At 72.9% G+C, this 16,189-nt stretch carries 13 protein-coding genes; 8 read left to right on the top strand and 5 right to left on the bottom strand.

Annotated features, from left to right (window positions below):
* Positions 1-210 precede the first annotated feature (210 nt).
* The gene (locus tag SMA5143A_RS19390; protein WP_107464164.1) at positions 211-849 is read right to left on the bottom strand and encodes an NADPH-dependent FMN reductase; all 639 of its coding nucleotides are present in this window, start codon (positions 847-849) and stop codon (positions 211-213) included.
* Positions 850-1,159: 310 nt separating this feature from the next.
* Here SMA5143A_RS19390 and SMA5143A_RS19385 point away from each other — a divergent pair, with 310 nt between their 5' ends.
* Positions 1,160-1,708: a hypothetical protein gene (locus tag SMA5143A_RS19385; RefSeq protein ID WP_107464163.1), complete on the top strand. Its 549-nt coding sequence runs from the start codon at positions 1,160-1,162 to the stop codon at positions 1,706-1,708.
* Positions 1,709-1,828: 120 nt separating this feature from the next.
* A complete protein-coding gene (locus SMA5143A_RS19380) occupies positions 1,829-2,509 on the top strand; it encodes a class F sortase (RefSeq protein ID WP_107464162.1) in 681 nt (226 codons plus the stop codon).
* Between the two features lie 20 nt (positions 2,510-2,529).
* On the opposite strand, the gene SMA5143A_RS19375 is transcribed toward SMA5143A_RS19380, so the two are convergent.
* Complete coding sequence (locus SMA5143A_RS19375) at positions 2,530-3,315, bottom strand: sulfite exporter TauE/SafE family protein (protein WP_107464161.1); 786 nt, start codon at positions 3,313-3,315, stop codon at positions 2,530-2,532.
* 289 nt (positions 3,316-3,604) lie between these two features.
* Here SMA5143A_RS19375 and SMA5143A_RS19370 point away from each other — a divergent pair, with 289 nt between their 5' ends.
* From SMA5143A_RS19370 to nirD, 3 genes are read left to right on the top strand one after another with little or no spacing between them, the layout of a single operon-like run.
* The gene (locus SMA5143A_RS19370; RefSeq protein ID WP_107464160.1) at positions 3,605-4,819 is read left to right on the top strand and encodes an NAD(P)/FAD-dependent oxidoreductase; all 1,215 of its coding nucleotides are present in this window, start codon (positions 3,605-3,607) and stop codon (positions 4,817-4,819) included.
* A complete protein-coding gene (nirB, locus tag SMA5143A_RS19365; protein WP_107464159.1) occupies positions 4,819-7,434 on the top strand; it encodes a nitrite reductase large subunit NirB in 2,616 nt (871 codons plus the stop codon). The genes SMA5143A_RS19370 and nirB overlap by 1 nt, the downstream gene beginning before the upstream one ends.
* The gene (nirD, locus tag SMA5143A_RS19360; RefSeq protein WP_107464158.1) at positions 7,431-7,781 is read left to right on the top strand and encodes a nitrite reductase small subunit NirD; all 351 of its coding nucleotides are present in this window, start codon (positions 7,431-7,433) and stop codon (positions 7,779-7,781) included. Before nirB ends, nirD begins: the two co-directional genes overlap by 4 nt.
* Positions 7,782-7,880: 99 nt before the next feature.
* On the opposite strand, the gene SMA5143A_RS19355 is transcribed toward nirD, so the two are convergent.
* From SMA5143A_RS19355 to SMA5143A_RS19345, 3 genes are all read right to left on the bottom strand, one after another.
* The gene (locus SMA5143A_RS19355) at positions 7,881-8,813 is read right to left on the bottom strand and encodes an oxidoreductase (protein WP_107464157.1); all 933 of its coding nucleotides are present in this window, start codon (positions 8,811-8,813) and stop codon (positions 7,881-7,883) included.
* Between the two features lie 286 nt (positions 8,814-9,099).
* Positions 9,100-10,965 carry a SulP family inorganic anion transporter gene (locus SMA5143A_RS19350; protein ID WP_107464156.1) on the bottom strand — a complete coding sequence of 622 codons (1,866 nt, stop codon included), beginning with the start codon at positions 10,963-10,965 and terminating at the stop codon, positions 9,100-9,102.
* Positions 10,962-11,618 (bottom strand): carbonic anhydrase, encoded by a 657-nt coding sequence (locus tag SMA5143A_RS19345; RefSeq protein ID WP_107464155.1) that lies wholly within the window; start codon positions 11,616-11,618, stop codon positions 10,962-10,964. Before SMA5143A_RS19345 ends, SMA5143A_RS19350 begins: the two co-directional genes overlap by 4 nt.
* A gap of 275 nt (positions 11,619-11,893) precedes the next feature.
* Here SMA5143A_RS19345 and SMA5143A_RS19340 point away from each other — a divergent pair, with 275 nt between their 5' ends.
* The 3 genes from SMA5143A_RS19340 to SMA5143A_RS19330 all read left to right on the top strand — a co-directional run bounded on the left by SMA5143A_RS19340 (position 11,894) and on the right by SMA5143A_RS19330 (position 16,154).
* On the top strand, positions 11,894-12,994 hold the full coding sequence (locus SMA5143A_RS19340; protein ID WP_107464154.1) for a response regulator transcription factor: 1,101 nt from the start codon (positions 11,894-11,896) through the stop codon (positions 12,992-12,994).
* Positions 12,991-14,616: a sensor histidine kinase gene (locus tag SMA5143A_RS19335; RefSeq protein WP_107464153.1), complete on the top strand. Its 1,626-nt coding sequence runs from the start codon at positions 12,991-12,993 to the stop codon at positions 14,614-14,616. The genes SMA5143A_RS19340 and SMA5143A_RS19335 overlap by 4 nt, the downstream gene beginning before the upstream one ends.
* Positions 14,617-14,855: 239 nt before the next feature.
* Complete coding sequence (locus SMA5143A_RS19330; protein ID WP_258193612.1) at positions 14,856-16,154, top strand: glycosyltransferase; 1,299 nt, start codon at positions 14,856-14,858, stop codon at positions 16,152-16,154.
* The last annotated feature ends 35 nt before the right edge of the window (positions 16,155-16,189 follow it).

The raw sequence follows: 16,189 nt of genomic DNA, 5'->3' as shown, positions 1-16,189 counted from the left end.
CCCCCGCATCCCAACCACACCGGACCCGGCCTCAAGCCGCACCCGCACCCCAACCACACCCGACCCCCGCCCCAAGCCACCCCCACACCCCCAACCACACCCGACCCCCGCCCCAAGCCACCCCCACACCCCAACCACACCCGACCCCCGCCCCAAGCCACCCCCGCACCCCAACCGCACCCGGCCCCCGGTCTCGCCCCCAGCCGTTCCTCACCCGTACGGGCGCCTCTCCTTCGCCTCCCTCAGGGCCCTTCCCCACCACGCCAGCTGGTCCAGCATCACCTTCGCCGCGGCGTCGGGGCCGGTCGGGTCCTTCAGGCGGCCGGTGTCGTCGAAGGAGCCGTGCGCGTTGTGGAAGGAGACGGTGTCGCGGACCGTCGTGGCGTGCAGCTCGGCGAAGACCTGGCGCAGGTGCTCCGTCGCGCGGAGGCCGCCGGAGACCCCGCCGTACGAGACGAGGGCGACCGGCTTGGCCCGCCACTCGTGGAAGTGCCAGTCGATGAGGTTCTTCAAGGCCGCCGGGTAGGAGTGGTTGTACTCGGGCGTCAGCACCACGAACGCCTCGGCGGCCGCCAGCTTCGGCGTGACCTCCGCCAGCTGCGCCGTCACCTCGGGAGTCGGCGCGAAGGTCGTCGGAAGGTCGATCTCGGCGACATCCACGACCTCCACCTCGAAGTCGTCGTGTTCCTGCACCCGGTCCACGAGCCATTGGGCCACCACCGGCCCGAACCGGCCCGTGCGGTTGCTCCCGACGACCACCGTCACCCGAACCGGGGCGGAGGACGAGGAGGCGGAGGAAGGGGTCTCGGCGGTGTGGGGAGCGGCTTGCTCACTTGTCGAGGTCGTCATGGCGACCACCCTCCTACCTCAACTCAACTTGAGGTCAAGCTCGCGGCATCCAGACTCCTCAACCGCCCATCCGAAGCTACGGTTCAGCCCAGTGCCCCCGGCGTCACCCATTCGTACGTCTCCCGCCCCCTCCGCCCCACCCCCTCGGCCCGCCGCACCAATGACCTGCCCAAACACCTCCCAGCCCCATCCATGTCCGCCCTCCCCCAGCACCCACCGCCCCCTTTCTGACGAGCCCTCAGCGAGCGCCGCGCTCCATGTGCCCCTTACCTCGAAAGAGCAAGGTGGACTCACGGGAGGAGCCGGCTCGATGCGACGTATCGCCCGCCCACTGACCGGCACCACGCTCGCCGTCCTCACCCCGGCCCTCACCGCGGCTCTCCTCCTGCCCCCCGCCCCGGCGTACGGCGGGGAGGACCGTGGGCGGCTGGAGTTGGCCCCCGCCGACGTCATCCCCGGTGACGAGGTGACCGCCCGCACGGCGGCCTGCGGTGCGGTCGGTACGGGTGCGGGCGACGCCAGCGCGGTCGGGGCCGGCTCCTTCCCGCTCGCGCCCGGCGCCGGGCGGCCCTGGCCCAGCGGGCGGTTCGAGGTGCCGCCGAGCGCCCAGCCGGGGACGTACGAGATCGTCGCGACCTGCGCGAAGGGCGGGCGGCGGGCCGCCGGGGACCTCGTGGTCTCGTTGACCGGCGGTCACAGCCCGCCGCCGGCGCCTCCGCGGGGGAGTGTGAAGACGGGGGTCGGCGGCGCACTCGGCACCGACCCCGCGCAGACCGCGGCCGGCGTGGCGGCTCTCGCCGTCGCCGCCGCGGGCGGTACCTGGCTCCTGCATCGCCGGGCGAGAGGCGACAGGATCTGACGGACCCCTCCGCAGCCCGTCCGCCGGTACCGCAGTCCCCCTCCCCTCCGGGCCCTACGCCCCTTCGGCCCGGAGGGGAGGAACAAGACGGACCGCCCGGCCTGGAGGAGGCCCCGTGCGATGCCTGGAGGAGAGCCCGTGCGCCGGTTCGTCGACGTCGTCCTGACCTGTGTCACCGTGGTCGCCCTCTGCTGCGGCGCCTGGCTGGTGCGCAGCGGTACCGCCTCCCACGCGCCCCCGCAGCCCTCGGCGGCGCAGGGGCTCGGTCGGGGGCAGAGCCGTCCGGGGCCCGGGGAGCCGGTCGTGGCCGCGCTGGCTCCCTCGCCGCCGGAGCGGATCCGGATTCCCTCGATCCGGGTGGACGCCCCCCTGACCGGGCTCGGCCTCACCCCCGACGGCGGCCTCGACGTGCCGCCCGCCGAGAAGGACAACCTCGCCGGCTGGTACGCGGCCGGCACCGGTCCGGGCGAGCGGGGCACCGCGATCGTCGCCGGGCACGTCGACAACGCGGACGGGCCCGCCGTCTTCTACCGCCTCGGCGCGGTGCGGCGGGGCGCCACGATCGAGGTGGACCGGCGGGACGGGGGCACCGCCGTGTTCACGGTGGACGCGGTCGAGGCGTACGCCGCGCGGGACTTCCCCGACGAGAAGGTGTACGGGGCCGCCGCGCGACCGGAGTTGCGGGTCATCACCTGCGGCGGCCCGTACTCCCGCTCGACCGGCTACGAGGGGAACGTCGTCGTCTTCGCCCACCTCACCGGCAGCCGTCTCCGCCGAGGGGAGCTCTCGCCCTCAGCCTGACCCCCGGCTCGCCCTCCTCCTCATGCCACCCACTGTTCGTACGCCATCTTCGCCACCAGCGTGAACACCACCGTCAGCAGCACGACGCGGACGAAGCCGCTGCCCTTCTTCAGTGCCGTGTGCGCGCCGACCGTGCCCCCGACGAGGTTGAACACGGCCATCAGCGCGGCCAGCTGCCAGTACACCGTGCCCTTCCAGGCGAACGTGGCGAGGGCGCCGGCGTTGGTGCAGCAGTTGACGATCTTCGCGTTGGCAGAGGCGGTGACGAGGTCGAGGTGGAGGACCGCGGTGAGGGTGAGGACGAGGAACGTGCCGGTGCCGGGGCCGATGAGACCGTCGTAGAAGCCGATGCCGACGCCCGCGAGGCCGACCGCGACGAGGACACGGCGGGGCGGGACCGGGCCGGTGGCGGGTGCCGTGCCGAAGGAGGGGCGCAGGATCACGAACGCGCCGACGCCCAGGAGGACGACCATGACGACCGGTTTCAGGATCTCCGTGCTCATCCCGGCGGCGACGAACGCGCCGGCCGTCGAGCCGGCGAGCGCGGCGAGGCCGATGCGGACGGCGATCCGCACGTCGACCGGGGTGCGGCGGGCGTAGGTGACGGCCGCGCCGGTGGTGCCGACGATCGCGACCGCCTTGTTGGTGCCGAGGGCGTACTGGGCGGCGGAGGCTCCGTTCGGCAGGCCGAGGAGCAGGGCGGGCAGGAGCAGCAGCCCGCCGCCGCCCACCACGGCGTCGATCCAGCCGGCCGCGAGGGCCGCGAGGCACAGGACGACGACCATGGTCAGCGATATGTCGGGCATGATCGGACCCTACGGGGCGACATAGGTGTGCCGTCCATCGACCTGAGGGTTTTCTGAGGTTCCCCGTGGTCCCGCTCGTCGACGGGGGCGATCGGGCGCCGTCCTCCCGTATACGCCCGTGTCGCGGCCGTCTCTCCTGGTCAGGGGTGGTCCGGGCGTTGTTCTCACACCCCACCCCGGCCCTCCGGAAACCCCTCACACTCCCGTGCGGGCCGTGAGGAGGGCAGCGTTCCTCGCGGGAAACAGGGGTGATGCGGTCGGGTAACACCGGCACCGCACGCTCAAGGACATGACCTCGAATGAGCGTGTGGTGGTGATCGGCTCCGGCCTCGCGGGCGTACGTCTCGCCCGGCGGCTGGGAGAGCTCGGTGTGCCCGCCACCCTGGTGGGCGAGGAGGAGCACACACCGTACAACCGGGTGCTGCTCGCCGATGTCCTGGCCGGGCGGTACGCGCCCGAGGTCATCGCGCTGCCCACGCCCCCTCGGCTGACCCGCGGCCGGGTCGTCAGCATCGACCGCGAGACGCGAGCCGTGCATCTCGCGGACGGTACGGAGATCGCCTACGACACCCTCGTCCTCGCGACCGGTTCGAACCCCGTGCTGCCGCCGCTGCGCGGCCTGTGGGACCCCGAGCGGCACGAGTTCCCCGAGGGTGTGCACGCCTTCCGGACCATGGACGACTGCCTGGGCCTCTCGAAGGCGGTGCGGCCGGGCGTACGGGCCGTCGTCATCGGCGGCGGGCTGCTCGGTGTGTCCGCGTCGCGGGCCCTCGCCCAGCGCGGCGCCCAGGTCGTCCTCGCCCAGCAGGGCGAGCGGCTGATGGAGCGCCAGCTCGACCCGTCGGCGTCGAAGCTGGTCCGCCGGCATCTCGCCGAACTGGGTGTCGAGGTGCACACCGAGACCCGGGTGCGTGCCGTGCGCAGCGTCGGCGGGACCGTGCGGTCGGTGTCGCTGGCCGACGGATACGCGCTCGACGCGGACCTCGTGGTCATCGCCTGCGGAGTCCACCCCCGTGTGGGTCTCGCCCAGGACGCGGGACTCGCGGTGCACAAGGGCGTCATCGTCGACGAGGAGCTGCGCACCTCCGACCCGCACATCCACGCGATCGGCGACTGCGCCCAGTTCGGGGGCACGGTCTACGGGCTCGCCACCCCGGCGCTCGAACAGGCCGACGTGCTCGCCGAGCTGCTGGCGGGGGACGCGGGCTCCCGCTACACCGGCACCCGCGCCCTGACCCGGCTGACGCTCGCCGGTCAGGACTTCCTCGATCTCGCCGCGTTCGGCGAGCCCGACCCCCGGCCCGGTGACGACGTCATCCAGCTCGCGGACGCCACCCGCGGCACCTACCGCAAGGTCGTCGTCCGCGACGACCGCCTGGTCGGCGGGGTGCTCGTCGGCGAACTCGGCACCGTCGGCGCGCTCGCCCGCGCCTGGGAGGGAGCAGAGCCGCTCCCCGACAACGGCCCTCTGCTCCACCTGCTCACCAACGATGGAGGCTCCTGATGACCGCCACTGGGGCGAACCCCACGATCGTGCTCGTCGGCCATGGCATGGTCGGCCAGCGCTTCCTCGAAGCGCTCGCCGAGCGCGGCCTGACCGCCACGCACCGCGTGGTCGTGCTCTGCGAGGAGCCGCGCCCCGCCTATGACCGTGTGGCATTGACCTCGTACTTCTCGGGCAAGACGCCCGAGGACCTGTCGATGACGGACATGGCGTTCATCGAGAGCCACGGCATCGAGCTGTACGTCGGCGACCCCGCCGAGACCGTGGACCGCGAGGCCCGCAAGGTCACCGCGCGGTCCGGGCAGGTCTTCGAGTACGACGTCCTCGTCCTCGCCACCGGCTCGTACCCGTTCGTGCCGCCCGTTCCGAACAAGGACGCCGAGGGCTGCTTCGTCTACCGCACCATCGAGGACCTCCTCGCGATCGAGGAGTACGCGGGGAGCCGGGCGCGGGTGGGTGCCGTGGTCGGCGGCGGTCTGCTCGGCCTGGAGGCCGCGGGTGCTCTCAAGGGCCTCGGGATCGAGTCGCACATCGTGGAGTTCGCGCCGCGGCTGATGCCGGTGCAGGTCGACGAGGGCGGCGGCGCGGCGCTGCTGCGGACCATCGAGGAGATGGGCCTGTCCGTGCACACCGGGGTGGGCACGCAGGAGATCGTCGTCGGCGAGGACGGCGCGGTCACCGGGATGAAGCTGTCCGACGGCTCCGAACTCGCCACCGACATGGTGGTGTTCTCCGCCGGTGTCCGCCCCCGCGACCAGCTCGCCCGCGACTGCGGTCTGACGGTCGGCGAGCGCGGCGGCATCACCGTCGACGAGCAGTGCCGTACGGTCTCCGACCCGAACGTCTTCGCGATCGGCGAGTGCGCGCTGGCCGCCGACGGCCGGGTGTACGGGCTGGTGGCCCCCGGTTACGAGCAGGCCGAGACGGCCGCCGCGACCATCGCCGCCGACGAGGCCGAGCAGTTGTCGTTCACGGGTGCCGACCTGTCCACCAAGCTGAAGCTGCTCGGCGTGGACGTGGCGTCCTTCGGTGACGCGCACGGCACCGCCGAGGACTGCCTGGACGTCGTCTACTCCGACTCCCGCTCGGGCCTGTACAAGAAGCTGGTCATCGGCCGGGACGGCACGCTCCTCGGCGGCATCCTGGTCGGCGACGCGGAGGCGTACGGCACGCTGAAGGCGTTCACCGGGTCGGTGCCGCCGGTCTCCCCCGAGTCGCTGGTGCTGCCCGCCGGTGCCGGGGAGTCCGCCCAGCTCGGCCCGACCGCGCTGCCGGACGACGCGATCATCTGCTCGTGCAACAACGTCCGCAAGGGCACGATCCGCGAGGCCGTCACCGAGCACAAGTGCACCACCGTGCCCGAGGTGAAGAAGTGCACCAAGGCCGGTACGACCTGCGGCTCCTGTGTGAAGGTCCTCGGCCAGCTGGTCAACGCCGAGCTGGAGGCCGGCGGCGTCGTCGTCGACAAGGGCCTGTGCGCCTGCTTCTCGCAGACCCGCGAGGAGCTGTACGAGATCGTCCTGGCGCTGCGCATCAACACGTACCAGGACCTGCTGGACCGCTACGGCCGCGAGGAGGCCCGGGGCGGCGACGGCTGCGAGATCTGCAAGCCGGCCGTCGGCTCGATCATCGCCTCCCTCGCCCCGACGATCGGCGCCGACGTCTACGTCCTGGACAGCGAGCAGGCGGCCCTCCAGGACACCAACGACCACTTCCTCGCCAACCTCCAGAAGAACGGTTCGTACTCGGTCGTCCCCCGCATCCCCGGCGGTGAGATCACCCCCGAGGGCCTGATCGTCATCGGGGAGATCGCCCGCGACTTCGGCCTCTACACCAAGATCACCGGTGGTCAGCGGATCGACATGTTCGGCGCCCGTGTCGAGCAACTCCCGCTGATCTGGACCCGGTTGGTGGACGCCGGCTTCGAGTCGGGCCACGCGTACGGCAAGTCCCTGCGTACGGTGAAGTCCTGCGTCGGGCAGACCTGGTGCCGCTACGGCGTCCAGGACTCCGTCCGCATGGCGATCGACCTGGAGCTGCGCTACCGGGGTCTGCGCTCCCCGCACAAGCTCAAGTCGGCGGTCTCCGGGTGCGCCCGCGAGTGCGCCGAGGCCCAGTCGAAGGACTTCGGCGTCATCGCCACCACCAACGGCTGGAACCTGTACGTCGGCGGCAACGGCGGCGCCACCCCGCGCCACGCGGACCTGCTGGCGCAGGACCTCTCCGACGCCGAGCTGATCCGCCTGATCGACCGTTTCCTGATGTTCTACATCCGCACGGCGGACCGCCTGGAGCGCACGTCGACCTGGCTGGAGCGGATCCCCGGCGGACTGGACCACGTACGGGACGTGGTGGTGGAGGACTCCCTCGGTATCTGCGAGGAGCTGGAGTCGCTGATGGCCGCGCACGTCTCCCACTACCGCGACGAGTGGGCCGACACCATCAACGACCCCGAGAAGCTCGCCCGGTTCGTGTCCTTCGTGAACGCGCCGGACACCCCCGACCCGGTCGTGGGCTTCGTGCCCGAGCGCGACCAGATCAAGCCCGACCTGCCGCTCCTGTCCATCGGCCTGCGCCCCGCCGAAGACGTCCTGGAAGGAACCGCCCAGCGATGACCCTGGCACCCGAGACCACCGACCTGAAGGTCCAACTGCGGCTCACCGACGGCTGGCTCACGGTCTGCGACCTGAGGGCCCTGCTGCCGGGCCGCGGTGTGGCGGCCCTGCTGCCCGACGGCGAGCAGGTGGCCCTGTTCCGCGACCGCGCGGGCACCCTGTACGCGATCGACAACCGCGACCCGTTCGGCGGCGCGGCGGTCCTCTCCCGCGGCCTCACCGGCTCGCACCAGGGCCGGCCGTTCGTCGCCTCCCCCCTGCTGAAGCAGCGCTTCGACCTGGGAACCGGGCAGTGCCTCGACGACGAGGCGGTGCGCATCAGGACGTACGAGGTGCGGGCGTCGTAAACCCGCCCGTCACTGAGGGGCTCCGGCGCCGGAACGGACACGCACCGTTCCGGCGCCGCCGCGTTCACCCCGGCGGGTACGGGGCGCCGCGGCCCCGGCTCAGGACTTCAGCTGGTCGAACGTCACCCCGGTCAGCCGCTCCGAGCGTTCCCAGAGGAGTTCACCGGCCCGGTCGTCGAGGGTCCAGGGGGCGCGCGGCGACCCGGCGGTCGCGCCGCCCCACATCAGGAACCGGGGGCCGATGAAGGAGTCGGGGGCGACGCCGGGCGCGGTGGCCGCGTACAGCGTGGGCAGGGCGCCCGCGTCGGCGGACTGGGCGAAGAACCGGTTGCCGACCCGCATGAACCGCTCGGTGCCCTTGCGGCCCTCCGCCTTGGCCCCGGCGGTCTGGAGGTTCGTCGCCGCGTAGCCGGGGTGGGCGGCCGCGGCGACGACGTCGGAACCGGCCGCCGCGAGCCGCCGGGCCAGCTCGTGCGTGAACAGCAGATTGGCCGTCTTGGAACGGCCGTACGCCAGCCAGCGCCCGTACGTGCGCGCGGTGTCCAGGTCGTCGAGGTCGATGTTGGCGCGCAGGTGCATCCCGCTGGAGAGGGTCACGACCCGCGCGCCGGCGGTGGCGAGCAGCAGGGGCGCCAGCAGGCCGGTGAGCGCGAAGTGCCCGAGGTGGTTGGTGCCGAACTGCGTCTCGAACCCGTCGGCGGTACGGCCCTCGGCCACGGCCATCACACCCGCGTTGTTGATCAGCAGGTCGAGCCGCTCGTACGTCTCCTCGTACGCGGCGGCGAACTCCCGCACGGAGGCGAGGTCCCCGAGGTCCAGCCGCAACAGCTCGACATGGCCGCCGGGCACCTCGCCCCTCATCCGCTCCAGGGCGGCGAGACCCCGCGCCTCACTGCGGCAGGCGAGCACGACCCGGGCCCCGCGCCGGGCGAGTTCACGGGCGGCGACGTACCCGATGCCACTGTTGGCACCGGTCACGACGGCGACACGACCGCGCTGCACCGGAATGTCGCCCACGTTCCACCCGGCCATACCGCCACCCTCCCGAAAGCGAAGCGTTCCCGACACCGCCAGCGTAGGAGCAGGCGGCACGCTTGTCTGCGGGTGAGACACGCCCCGGACCGGCTTCCGAGCCGTGGGGGAAGCGGGGCGCAGCCCGGCCTCCCAGGGGCGCGGGAACCGCCGGTGCCCGCGGGCCGCGGGCCGCGGGGGAAGCGGGGCGCAGCCCCGGCTTCTCAGGGGCGCGGGGAACTGCGCGAGCGACCACGACGGACGCCGCACTCGCCGACGCACCCCCGCCCCCGAGCTGGAAGGCGCCCTACCAACCGGCCCGAGCCTCCTCCACCCCCTCCGGCATCGGCCGCGTGTCGAGATAGAACCACTCGGCATCGGGCCCGGGCCCGGCCGACCCGGCCGGCACCTGCACCGCCGCCGCCGGCACAGGCACAGGCGGAGCCTCCGGCCGCGGCGGCACCGCCCCCCGCTCCGCCCCCCGCCCCTCGGGGACCGACCCCGTCAGCTCCGGCATCAGCAGTTCGACCCGCACCCCCCCTCCCCGCTGCTGCGCCACGAACTCCTCCACCTGGCTACGGCACGCATGGTCGAGATGCGTGACCCCCAGCAGATCGAGCCGGATCCGCGGCTTCCCGGAGGCCGCCGCGTTCTCCAACGCGTCGATCAACCGCGGCAACCGCAGAAACGTCGCGTTGCCCGCCATGACGACCTTCGCCGTGTCGTCCTCGATGTGCTGCCGCACCACGGTCTGCGACATCCGCAGCGCGGCCAGCACGACACCCGCCGCGAGCCCGAACAGCACCCCTTCGAGCAGCGCCGTCGCCGTGATCACGAGCGTCGTCAGCGTCATGACGGCGAACTCCCCGCGGTCCTGCCGCCACATCTTGGGGAACTCCTCCGGCGCGAACAGTTTCCACCCGCTGTGCACCAGCACGCCCGCGAGCACGGAGATCGGGATGAGGGCGAGCACCTGCGGCAGCAGCAGCGCGAAGGCGAGCAGCCAGAGCCCGTGGAGCGTACGGGAGAGCCGTGTCTTGGCCCCGGCCTGCACATTCGCCGAACTCCGGGCGACGACGGCGGTGATGGGCAGCGCGCCGAGGAGACCGGCGACCGTGTTGCCCGCGCCCTGCGCGATCAGCTCGGTGTTGTAGCGGGTGCGCGGCCCGTCGTGCATCCGGTCCACCGCGGCGGCGGTGAACAGGCTCTCCGCCGAGGCGATCACCGTGAACGTGAGGATCGCCGTGATGATCCCCGCGTCGGCGAGCCCGGCGAGCTGTCCCGGTCCGGGTACGTCCACGGAGGCCAGCAGGTTGCCCACCTGGAGCGTCCGCACCTCGACGCCGGGCAGGGAGGCGACGGCGATCCCGATGCCGACCGCCACGAGCGCGGCCGGGATCTTCTTGACGGCGGCCGGACCGGGCAGCCGCTTCCACTGGAAGCTCAGTACGACGGTGACGATGCCGAGCCCGGCGGCGACGAGCGCCTGCGGATCGGTCACGGTGTCGGCGATCAGCGCGGGGACTCCGGCCATGTTCTCGATGGGGGTGCCCGGCGCCTTGGCGTCGGTCATCGGGTACAGCTGGCTGAACATCAGCGGCAGTCCGATGCCGGCGAGCATGCCCTGGACGACGGCTAGGGAGATCGCCTGGAACATCCGGCCCAGTCTGACCAGGCCCAGCACGATCTGGAGGATGCCGGAGAAGAGGACGATGACACCGAGCATGGCGACGCCGAACTCCATCACCGTCTCGGCGACCAGTGCGGCGAGCCCGGCCGCCGGCCCGCTGACCTGGAGGGTGCTGCCGCGCGCCGCGCCGACCACGAGACCGCCGATCACCCCGGAGATGATGCCCAGTTCGGCGGGGACCCCGGAGGCGACGGCCACGCCGATGCAGAGCGGCAGCGCGACGAGGAACACGACGAGGGAGGCGGTGATCTCGGTACCGAGGTCGCCCCGCCCACCGCCCCGGCCGCCGCCCCGGCCCCGCCCGGCACGCTTCGTCGAGGCGGAGGGCCCGGCGGGAGCATCCGGGACCGCAGCCGAGGCGGGGGTCTCCCGGGCCGGAGCCGAGGGCGGCCCCCACTCCGCTCCCCCGGGGCCGCCGTGCCAGTCGGTCGCGGCGGGCCTCCGGTGGGCGCCCGCCGCGTGCCGGCCGTGTGCGCCGCTCATGAGCCGTGCACCTCGAAGCCGCCGTCCTCGTCGAGTTCATGGATCGTGCCGGTGTCGATCTCGTAGTACCAGCCGTGCAACCGCAGCCGTCCGGCGTCCAGTTGCTGCCGGGCGACGGGGTACTCGCGGAGCACGGCGAGCTGGTTGCGGATGTTCAGCTGGACGACCTCCCGCAGGGCGGGGTCGTCGGACACGGCGGCGACCCCCGTGACGGGCCCGTCCTCACCGTCCGCCGGGCCTCCGTCGCGCAGGACGGGGGCGAGCGCGGGGCGGGCGTAGTCGAGCCACGCGTCCACCCGGGGCAGCCCGGACAGGTCGGCGCGGTACTTCAGCGCGCCCATCGCCCCGCAGTGCGAGTGCCCGCAGACGACGATGTCCTGAACGCCGAGCACCTCCAGTGCGTACTCGATGGTGGCGGCCTCGCCGGAGGCCGCTCCGTACGCGTCGTGCGGCGGCACGATGTTGCCCGCATTCCGTAGCTCGAATATCTCTCCGGGGCGCGCCCCGGTGATCAGCGCGGGAATCACCCGCGAGTCCGAGCAGGTAATGAACAACGCCTCGGGAAATTGCCCGACGGCGAGTTTCCGGTATTCGTCGCTCTCGAAGTCGACCCGGCGCCTGAACGACCGGGCGCGATCCAGCAACGCCTTCATCTTGCCCTCCTAGCTGCTTCCGACCAGGTAGGACGACCGTAGGGGGGCGATGACCAGAGGAAGGTTAAGCGAACACTAAAACGCCGCCAGGGTTTCCACAGATTTCAGCCAGGGCGCGCTTCTCCGCAGGTCGACCGGCTGAATACAAGCGGTTTCTGAGGGTCATTTCACAATGCTCCGGATTCACTGCGCATCACTGTTCGGTCTCTTGTAGCGTGGTCGACCCCACAGCACGGGAACCGTGTTGTACGGACCCTTTGGAGAGACAGGACGCCATGGGCGTACGAGTGCTGCTCATCGAGGACGACGAGACGATCGCCGAACCGCTCACCGACGGGCTGCGCCACTTCGGCCTGACGGTCCACCACGTGGCCACCGGCGCGGACGGCTTGAGAGGTCCGCACGGCGATGTCGTCCTGCTGGATCTCGGTCTGCCCGACATGGACGGTATCGACGTCTGCCGTGGCATCCGCCGGTCCTCCGACGTCCCCATCATCATCCTCAGCGCGCGGGGCGAGGAGGCCGACCGCGTCCTGGGCCTGGAGCTGGGCGCCGACGACTACCTGGCGAAACCATTCAGCATCCGCGAGCTGGTGGCCCGGATCCGGGCGGTGTCCCGACGACACCGACGGCCCGGGCCGGAGGCGGGGCCACGGGACGCGACCGGCGCGCGGCGCGACATCGGCGCCTCGCCCCAGTACGACTGGGCGACGGCGTACGAGACGCCCGCGCACGGCACCCGTGTGAACGAACACCCTGTGCACGAACCCCCTCTCCGCGACCACACCGTCCACGAACCCCCTGCCTACAGCCCTCCCGTCCACGAACCCCCCGCCTACAGCCCTCCCGTCCACGAACCCCCCGCCTACAGCCCTCCCGTCCACGAACCCCCTTCCTACGAGCCGCCCGTCTACGAGCCCCCTGTCTACGCACCCCCCTCCTACGAACAGGCCCCGGCCGAACCCCGTGGCGTCTCCGGTGTGGGCGGCACCGGCGGCGCGGGCGACCGTTCCGCGCCGTCGCCCGGGCCGCTGGTCGTGGACCGGCGGACCCGGCAGGTGTGGGTGGGGGACGTGCCGGTCGCGCTGACGCCGAAGGAGTTCGAGCTGCTGGCGCTGCTCACCGAGGACCCGGGGGCGGTCTACTCCCGGCAGGAGATCCTCAACCGCGTCTGGGACGACCACTACCAGGGCCCCACCAAGACCCTGGACGTCCATGTCGCCACCCTGCGCCGCAAGCTGGGCGACCCGGCGTGGATCCAGACCCTGCGGGGTGTCGGCTTCCGGCTCGCCGTGCGCGGACCCGGGCCGGGGCAGGGCCGTGGCCCGGGGCCCGGCCCGGGCCGGCACCACACGCCCGAGGCGGCGGCCTCATGACCCGTCGGCTGCTGCTGAGCTACCTCAGCCTCGCCGCCCTCGTCCTGCTGGGCCTGGAGATCCCGCTGGGCTTCGTCTACTCGCGGGCCGAACGCGAGCGGATCGTGAACTCCGCCAATGACGAGGCCGAGTCGGTGGCCGCGTTCGCCGCGCTGTCCCTCGCCGCCCGGCGTCCGGACGAACTCGCCGAACGGGCCGCGCACTGCGCCGAACGCATCGGCGGCAAGGTGGTCATCGTCGACGCGCGGGGGAACCTGCTGGCCACCTCCCACGACCTGTCCCCGCAGGAGCGGCGGGACCTGGCCTCCCTCCCTGAGATCTCCGCCGCGCTCAGGGGCCGCGCCACCACCGACGTCCGCACGACGACGACCGGCGGGGTCCACTACCTGTCCGTGGCGGCCCCCGTGGGCCACACACCCACGGCCACAACCGCCGGCACCGCCCCGGCCTCGGCCGCCGCCCCGGTCCCAGCCGCCTCCACGGTCACGCACGCGGGTGCCCGTACGACCCCCCGCTCCGCCGTGCGGACGGCCGCCGACGAGGTCCCGGCCTCCGTCGGCGCGACCCAGGGTGCCGTGCGCGTCACCCTGCCCACGACCATGGTGCACGCGCGCGTGTTCGCGGTGTGGCTGCTGCTCGTGCTGGCCGGGCTGGCGGTGCTCGCCGGTGTCGCCGTGGCGGCGTTCGCGTTCGCGCGGTGGGCGGGGCGGCCCATCCGGCAGTTGGAGGAGGCCACGCATCGTCTCGCCGAGGGCGGGGCGGCCACCTCCGTGAAGGTCACCTCGGGCCCGCCGGAGGTGCTCCGCCTGGCGGCTGCCTTCAACACGACGGCCGCCCGGCTGGAACACCTGCTGGCCTCCCAGCGGGCCTTCGCCGGGGAGGCGTCGCACCAGCTGAAGACGCCGCTGGCGGCGCTGCGCCTGCGTCTCGAAAACCTGGAGCCGGACATCGCCCGGCCGGCCCGGCCGAGCCTCGACGCCGCCGTCACCGAGACCGACCGGCTGGCCCGGATGGTCGAGGGACTGCTCGCGATGGCCCGCCTGGAGGAGGCGGCGGCCATCCCGGTCCAGGTCGACGTGGGCGCGATCTGCGCGGAACGGCACCGCACCTGGGGCCCGTTGTTCGAACGGGAAGGCGTCTCGCTGGTCCTCTTCGCGGGCAGCGTGGGCCCGGTGACGGCACTGCCCGGGGCCGTGGAGCAGCTCCTCGACAACCTGCTCTCCAACGCGCTGCGGGCCTCGCCGTCCGGCAGCACGGTCACCATGGAGCTACGGCTCCTCGCCCCCGCCCGGCGGAGCCTGCGCGACGCCCGGCCCGCCTGGGTCGACCTCCATGTCACCGACGAGGGGCCCGGAATGACGGCCGAACAGCGGGCCCGCGCCTTCGACCGCTTCTGGCGCGCCCCCGGCGCCCCCAAGGGCGGCACGGGGCTCGGTCTCTCCCTCGTCCAGCGGCTCGCGCACGCCAGCGGCGGCGAGGTCACGCTCCACGAGGCGGCCACGGGCGGCCTGGACGCCGTCGTCCGCCTGCCCTCGGCGCAGCCGCCGGCCCCGCCCGGCGGCCACGGCCTCGGTACACGCCCCGGTCCGCGCAAGCGCGAGGCGCCACCGCTGCCCGCGTGAACCGGCGCGCGCCTCGTCGGGGGGCGGACCTTCTCCAGCCAGCGCGGCACCAGCGGCAGTTCGTCGGGCGGCATCACGTACGAGGTGACGGGACCGTTCCGCACCTGAGCAATTTCCGAGGGAACCTGAGGAAACCTGAGGAAACCCGAGGGAATGTCGAACCCTTTTTCCACGCCAAACTCGTTCGATTTTCCTTCTGCTAGGTTCTGCGCGTGGTCTTGCCCAAAGAATCGGGGCCGGTGAGCCCCGGAATCGGCATCCGCCCGCGCAAGGTTCTCCTCGCGGCATGCGGTACTCGCGGGGACGTACAACCGTTCCTCGCACTGGCCGTGGCGCTCCGTCGCCACGGCCACACACCGTTATTGGCCGCGCCGCCGTCCTACGCGTCCGAATCCGCCGCGTACGGGGTGGATTTCGCGGCGATCGACGACGGCCCGACCAGGATTCTCGACGAGCCGGAAACCCAACGGACCATCGACGGCGGGCTGGCGGGAGTACGCGGGAAGATCGCGGCGGCCCGCACGGTCACCCGCCTCAAGCAATTGATGATTCCCTCGCTGCGGGATGTCGCCGCCATCGCCCACGATCACGGGGATGTGGCGGCGGTGGTGCATTCCGCGGCGTCTCCCGCCCAGCACGTGGCGGACATGCTGGACGTGCCGGCCGTCGTCGTCGCCCTACAGCCCGGCTGGATTCCCACCGATGAATTCCCCTGCCCGCTGCTGCCGTTGCCGAGGGTGCCCCGTTTCCTGAACCGCAGCACCTACGCCGTGGTGACGGCGGCCCAGCGCTCCCGTGAGGTGGAGCGCTGGCGGACCACGGAACTGGGGCTCGCGGCCCGCCGCCACGGCGCCCGGAGGTGGCTGCGCGACCCCGAGGGCAAACGGCGGCCCGTCCTGCAGTCGTTCAGCCGGCATGTGACCCCCGTCGACCCGGCCTGGGGCGACGCCGTCCGCACCACCGGCTTCTGGTTCCTGCCCCGGCGCCCCGACTGGACGCCGCCCACGGAACTGGCCCGGTTCCTGGACGAGGGGGAGCCGCCCGTCTACATCGGCTTCGGCAGCATGACCGGCACCCGGGCGCGCCGGAACAACGCCCTGGTCACGGAGGCGGTGCGTCTCGCGGGGGTGCGTGCCGTCGTCGCGACGGGGTGGGGCGGCATCGAGCCCGGCCCGCCGGCTCGGGACGTCCTGACGATCAGGGAGGCGCCGCACGACTGGCTCTTCCCTCGGACGGCGGCGGTCGTCCACCACGGCGGCCCCGGCACCGTCGGAGCCGCGCTCGCCGCGGGCCGCCCCCAGGTCCTCTGCCCCCACATGGGCGACCAGTCCCACTGGTCCGCGCGGATGCGGGCCCTGGGCGTGGCACCCGCGCCCCTCGCGGCCCGGCACCTCACGGCGGCACGGCTCGCGGAGGCGATCGGCCGGGCGGTGGAGGACCGCCGACTGCGGCACCGGGCGACGGAGATGGCCCCCGTGATCCGCTCCGAGGACGGCGTCGACACGGCGGTGAACTCCCTCCTGAGCCACTTGATGTGATCCTCTCCCCGACGCACACGAACAGAGAGCCCCGG

It is taken from the genome of Streptomyces sp. MA5143a (genome assembly GCF_900290235.1).
Classification (GTDB): domain Bacteria; phylum Actinomycetota; class Actinomycetes; order Streptomycetales; family Streptomycetaceae; genus Streptomyces.
The sequence above is the reverse complement of the archived record's forward strand: the minus strand, read 5'-3'. Positions and strand labels throughout refer to the sequence as shown.

What these genes read in the sequence shown, in the direction of transcription:
- SMA5143A_RS19390 (WP_107464164.1), bottom strand. Translation starts at nt 849, where the DNA reads ATGACGACCTCGACAAGTGAGCAAGCCGCTCCCCACACCGCCGAGACC.
- SMA5143A_RS19385 (WP_107464163.1), top strand. Translation starts at nt 1,160, where the DNA reads ATGCGACGTATCGCCCGCCCACTGACCGGCACCACGCTCGCCGTCCTC.
- SMA5143A_RS19380 (WP_107464162.1), top strand. Translation starts at nt 1,829, where the DNA reads ATGCCTGGAGGAGAGCCCGTGCGCCGGTTCGTCGACGTCGTCCTGACC.
- SMA5143A_RS19375 (WP_107464161.1), bottom strand. Translation starts at nt 3,315, where the DNA reads ATGCCCGACATATCGCTGACCATGGTCGTCGTCCTGTGCCTCGCGGCC.
- SMA5143A_RS19370 (WP_107464160.1), top strand. Translation starts at nt 3,605, where the DNA reads ATGACCTCGAATGAGCGTGTGGTGGTGATCGGCTCCGGCCTCGCGGGC.
- nirB (WP_107464159.1), top strand. Translation starts at nt 4,819, where the DNA reads ATGACCGCCACTGGGGCGAACCCCACGATCGTGCTCGTCGGCCATGGC.
- nirD (WP_107464158.1), top strand. Translation starts at nt 7,431, where the DNA reads ATGACCCTGGCACCCGAGACCACCGACCTGAAGGTCCAACTGCGGCTC.
- SMA5143A_RS19355 (WP_107464157.1), bottom strand. Translation starts at nt 8,813, where the DNA reads ATGGCCGGGTGGAACGTGGGCGACATTCCGGTGCAGCGCGGTCGTGTC.
- SMA5143A_RS19350 (WP_107464156.1), bottom strand. Translation starts at nt 10,965, where the DNA reads ATGAGCGGCGCACACGGCCGGCACGCGGCGGGCGCCCACCGGAGGCCC.
- SMA5143A_RS19345 (WP_107464155.1), bottom strand. Translation starts at nt 11,618, where the DNA reads ATGAAGGCGTTGCTGGATCGCGCCCGGTCGTTCAGGCGCCGGGTCGAC.
- SMA5143A_RS19340 (WP_107464154.1), top strand. Translation starts at nt 11,894, where the DNA reads ATGGGCGTACGAGTGCTGCTCATCGAGGACGACGAGACGATCGCCGAA.
- SMA5143A_RS19335 (WP_107464153.1), top strand. Translation starts at nt 12,991, where the DNA reads ATGACCCGTCGGCTGCTGCTGAGCTACCTCAGCCTCGCCGCCCTCGTC.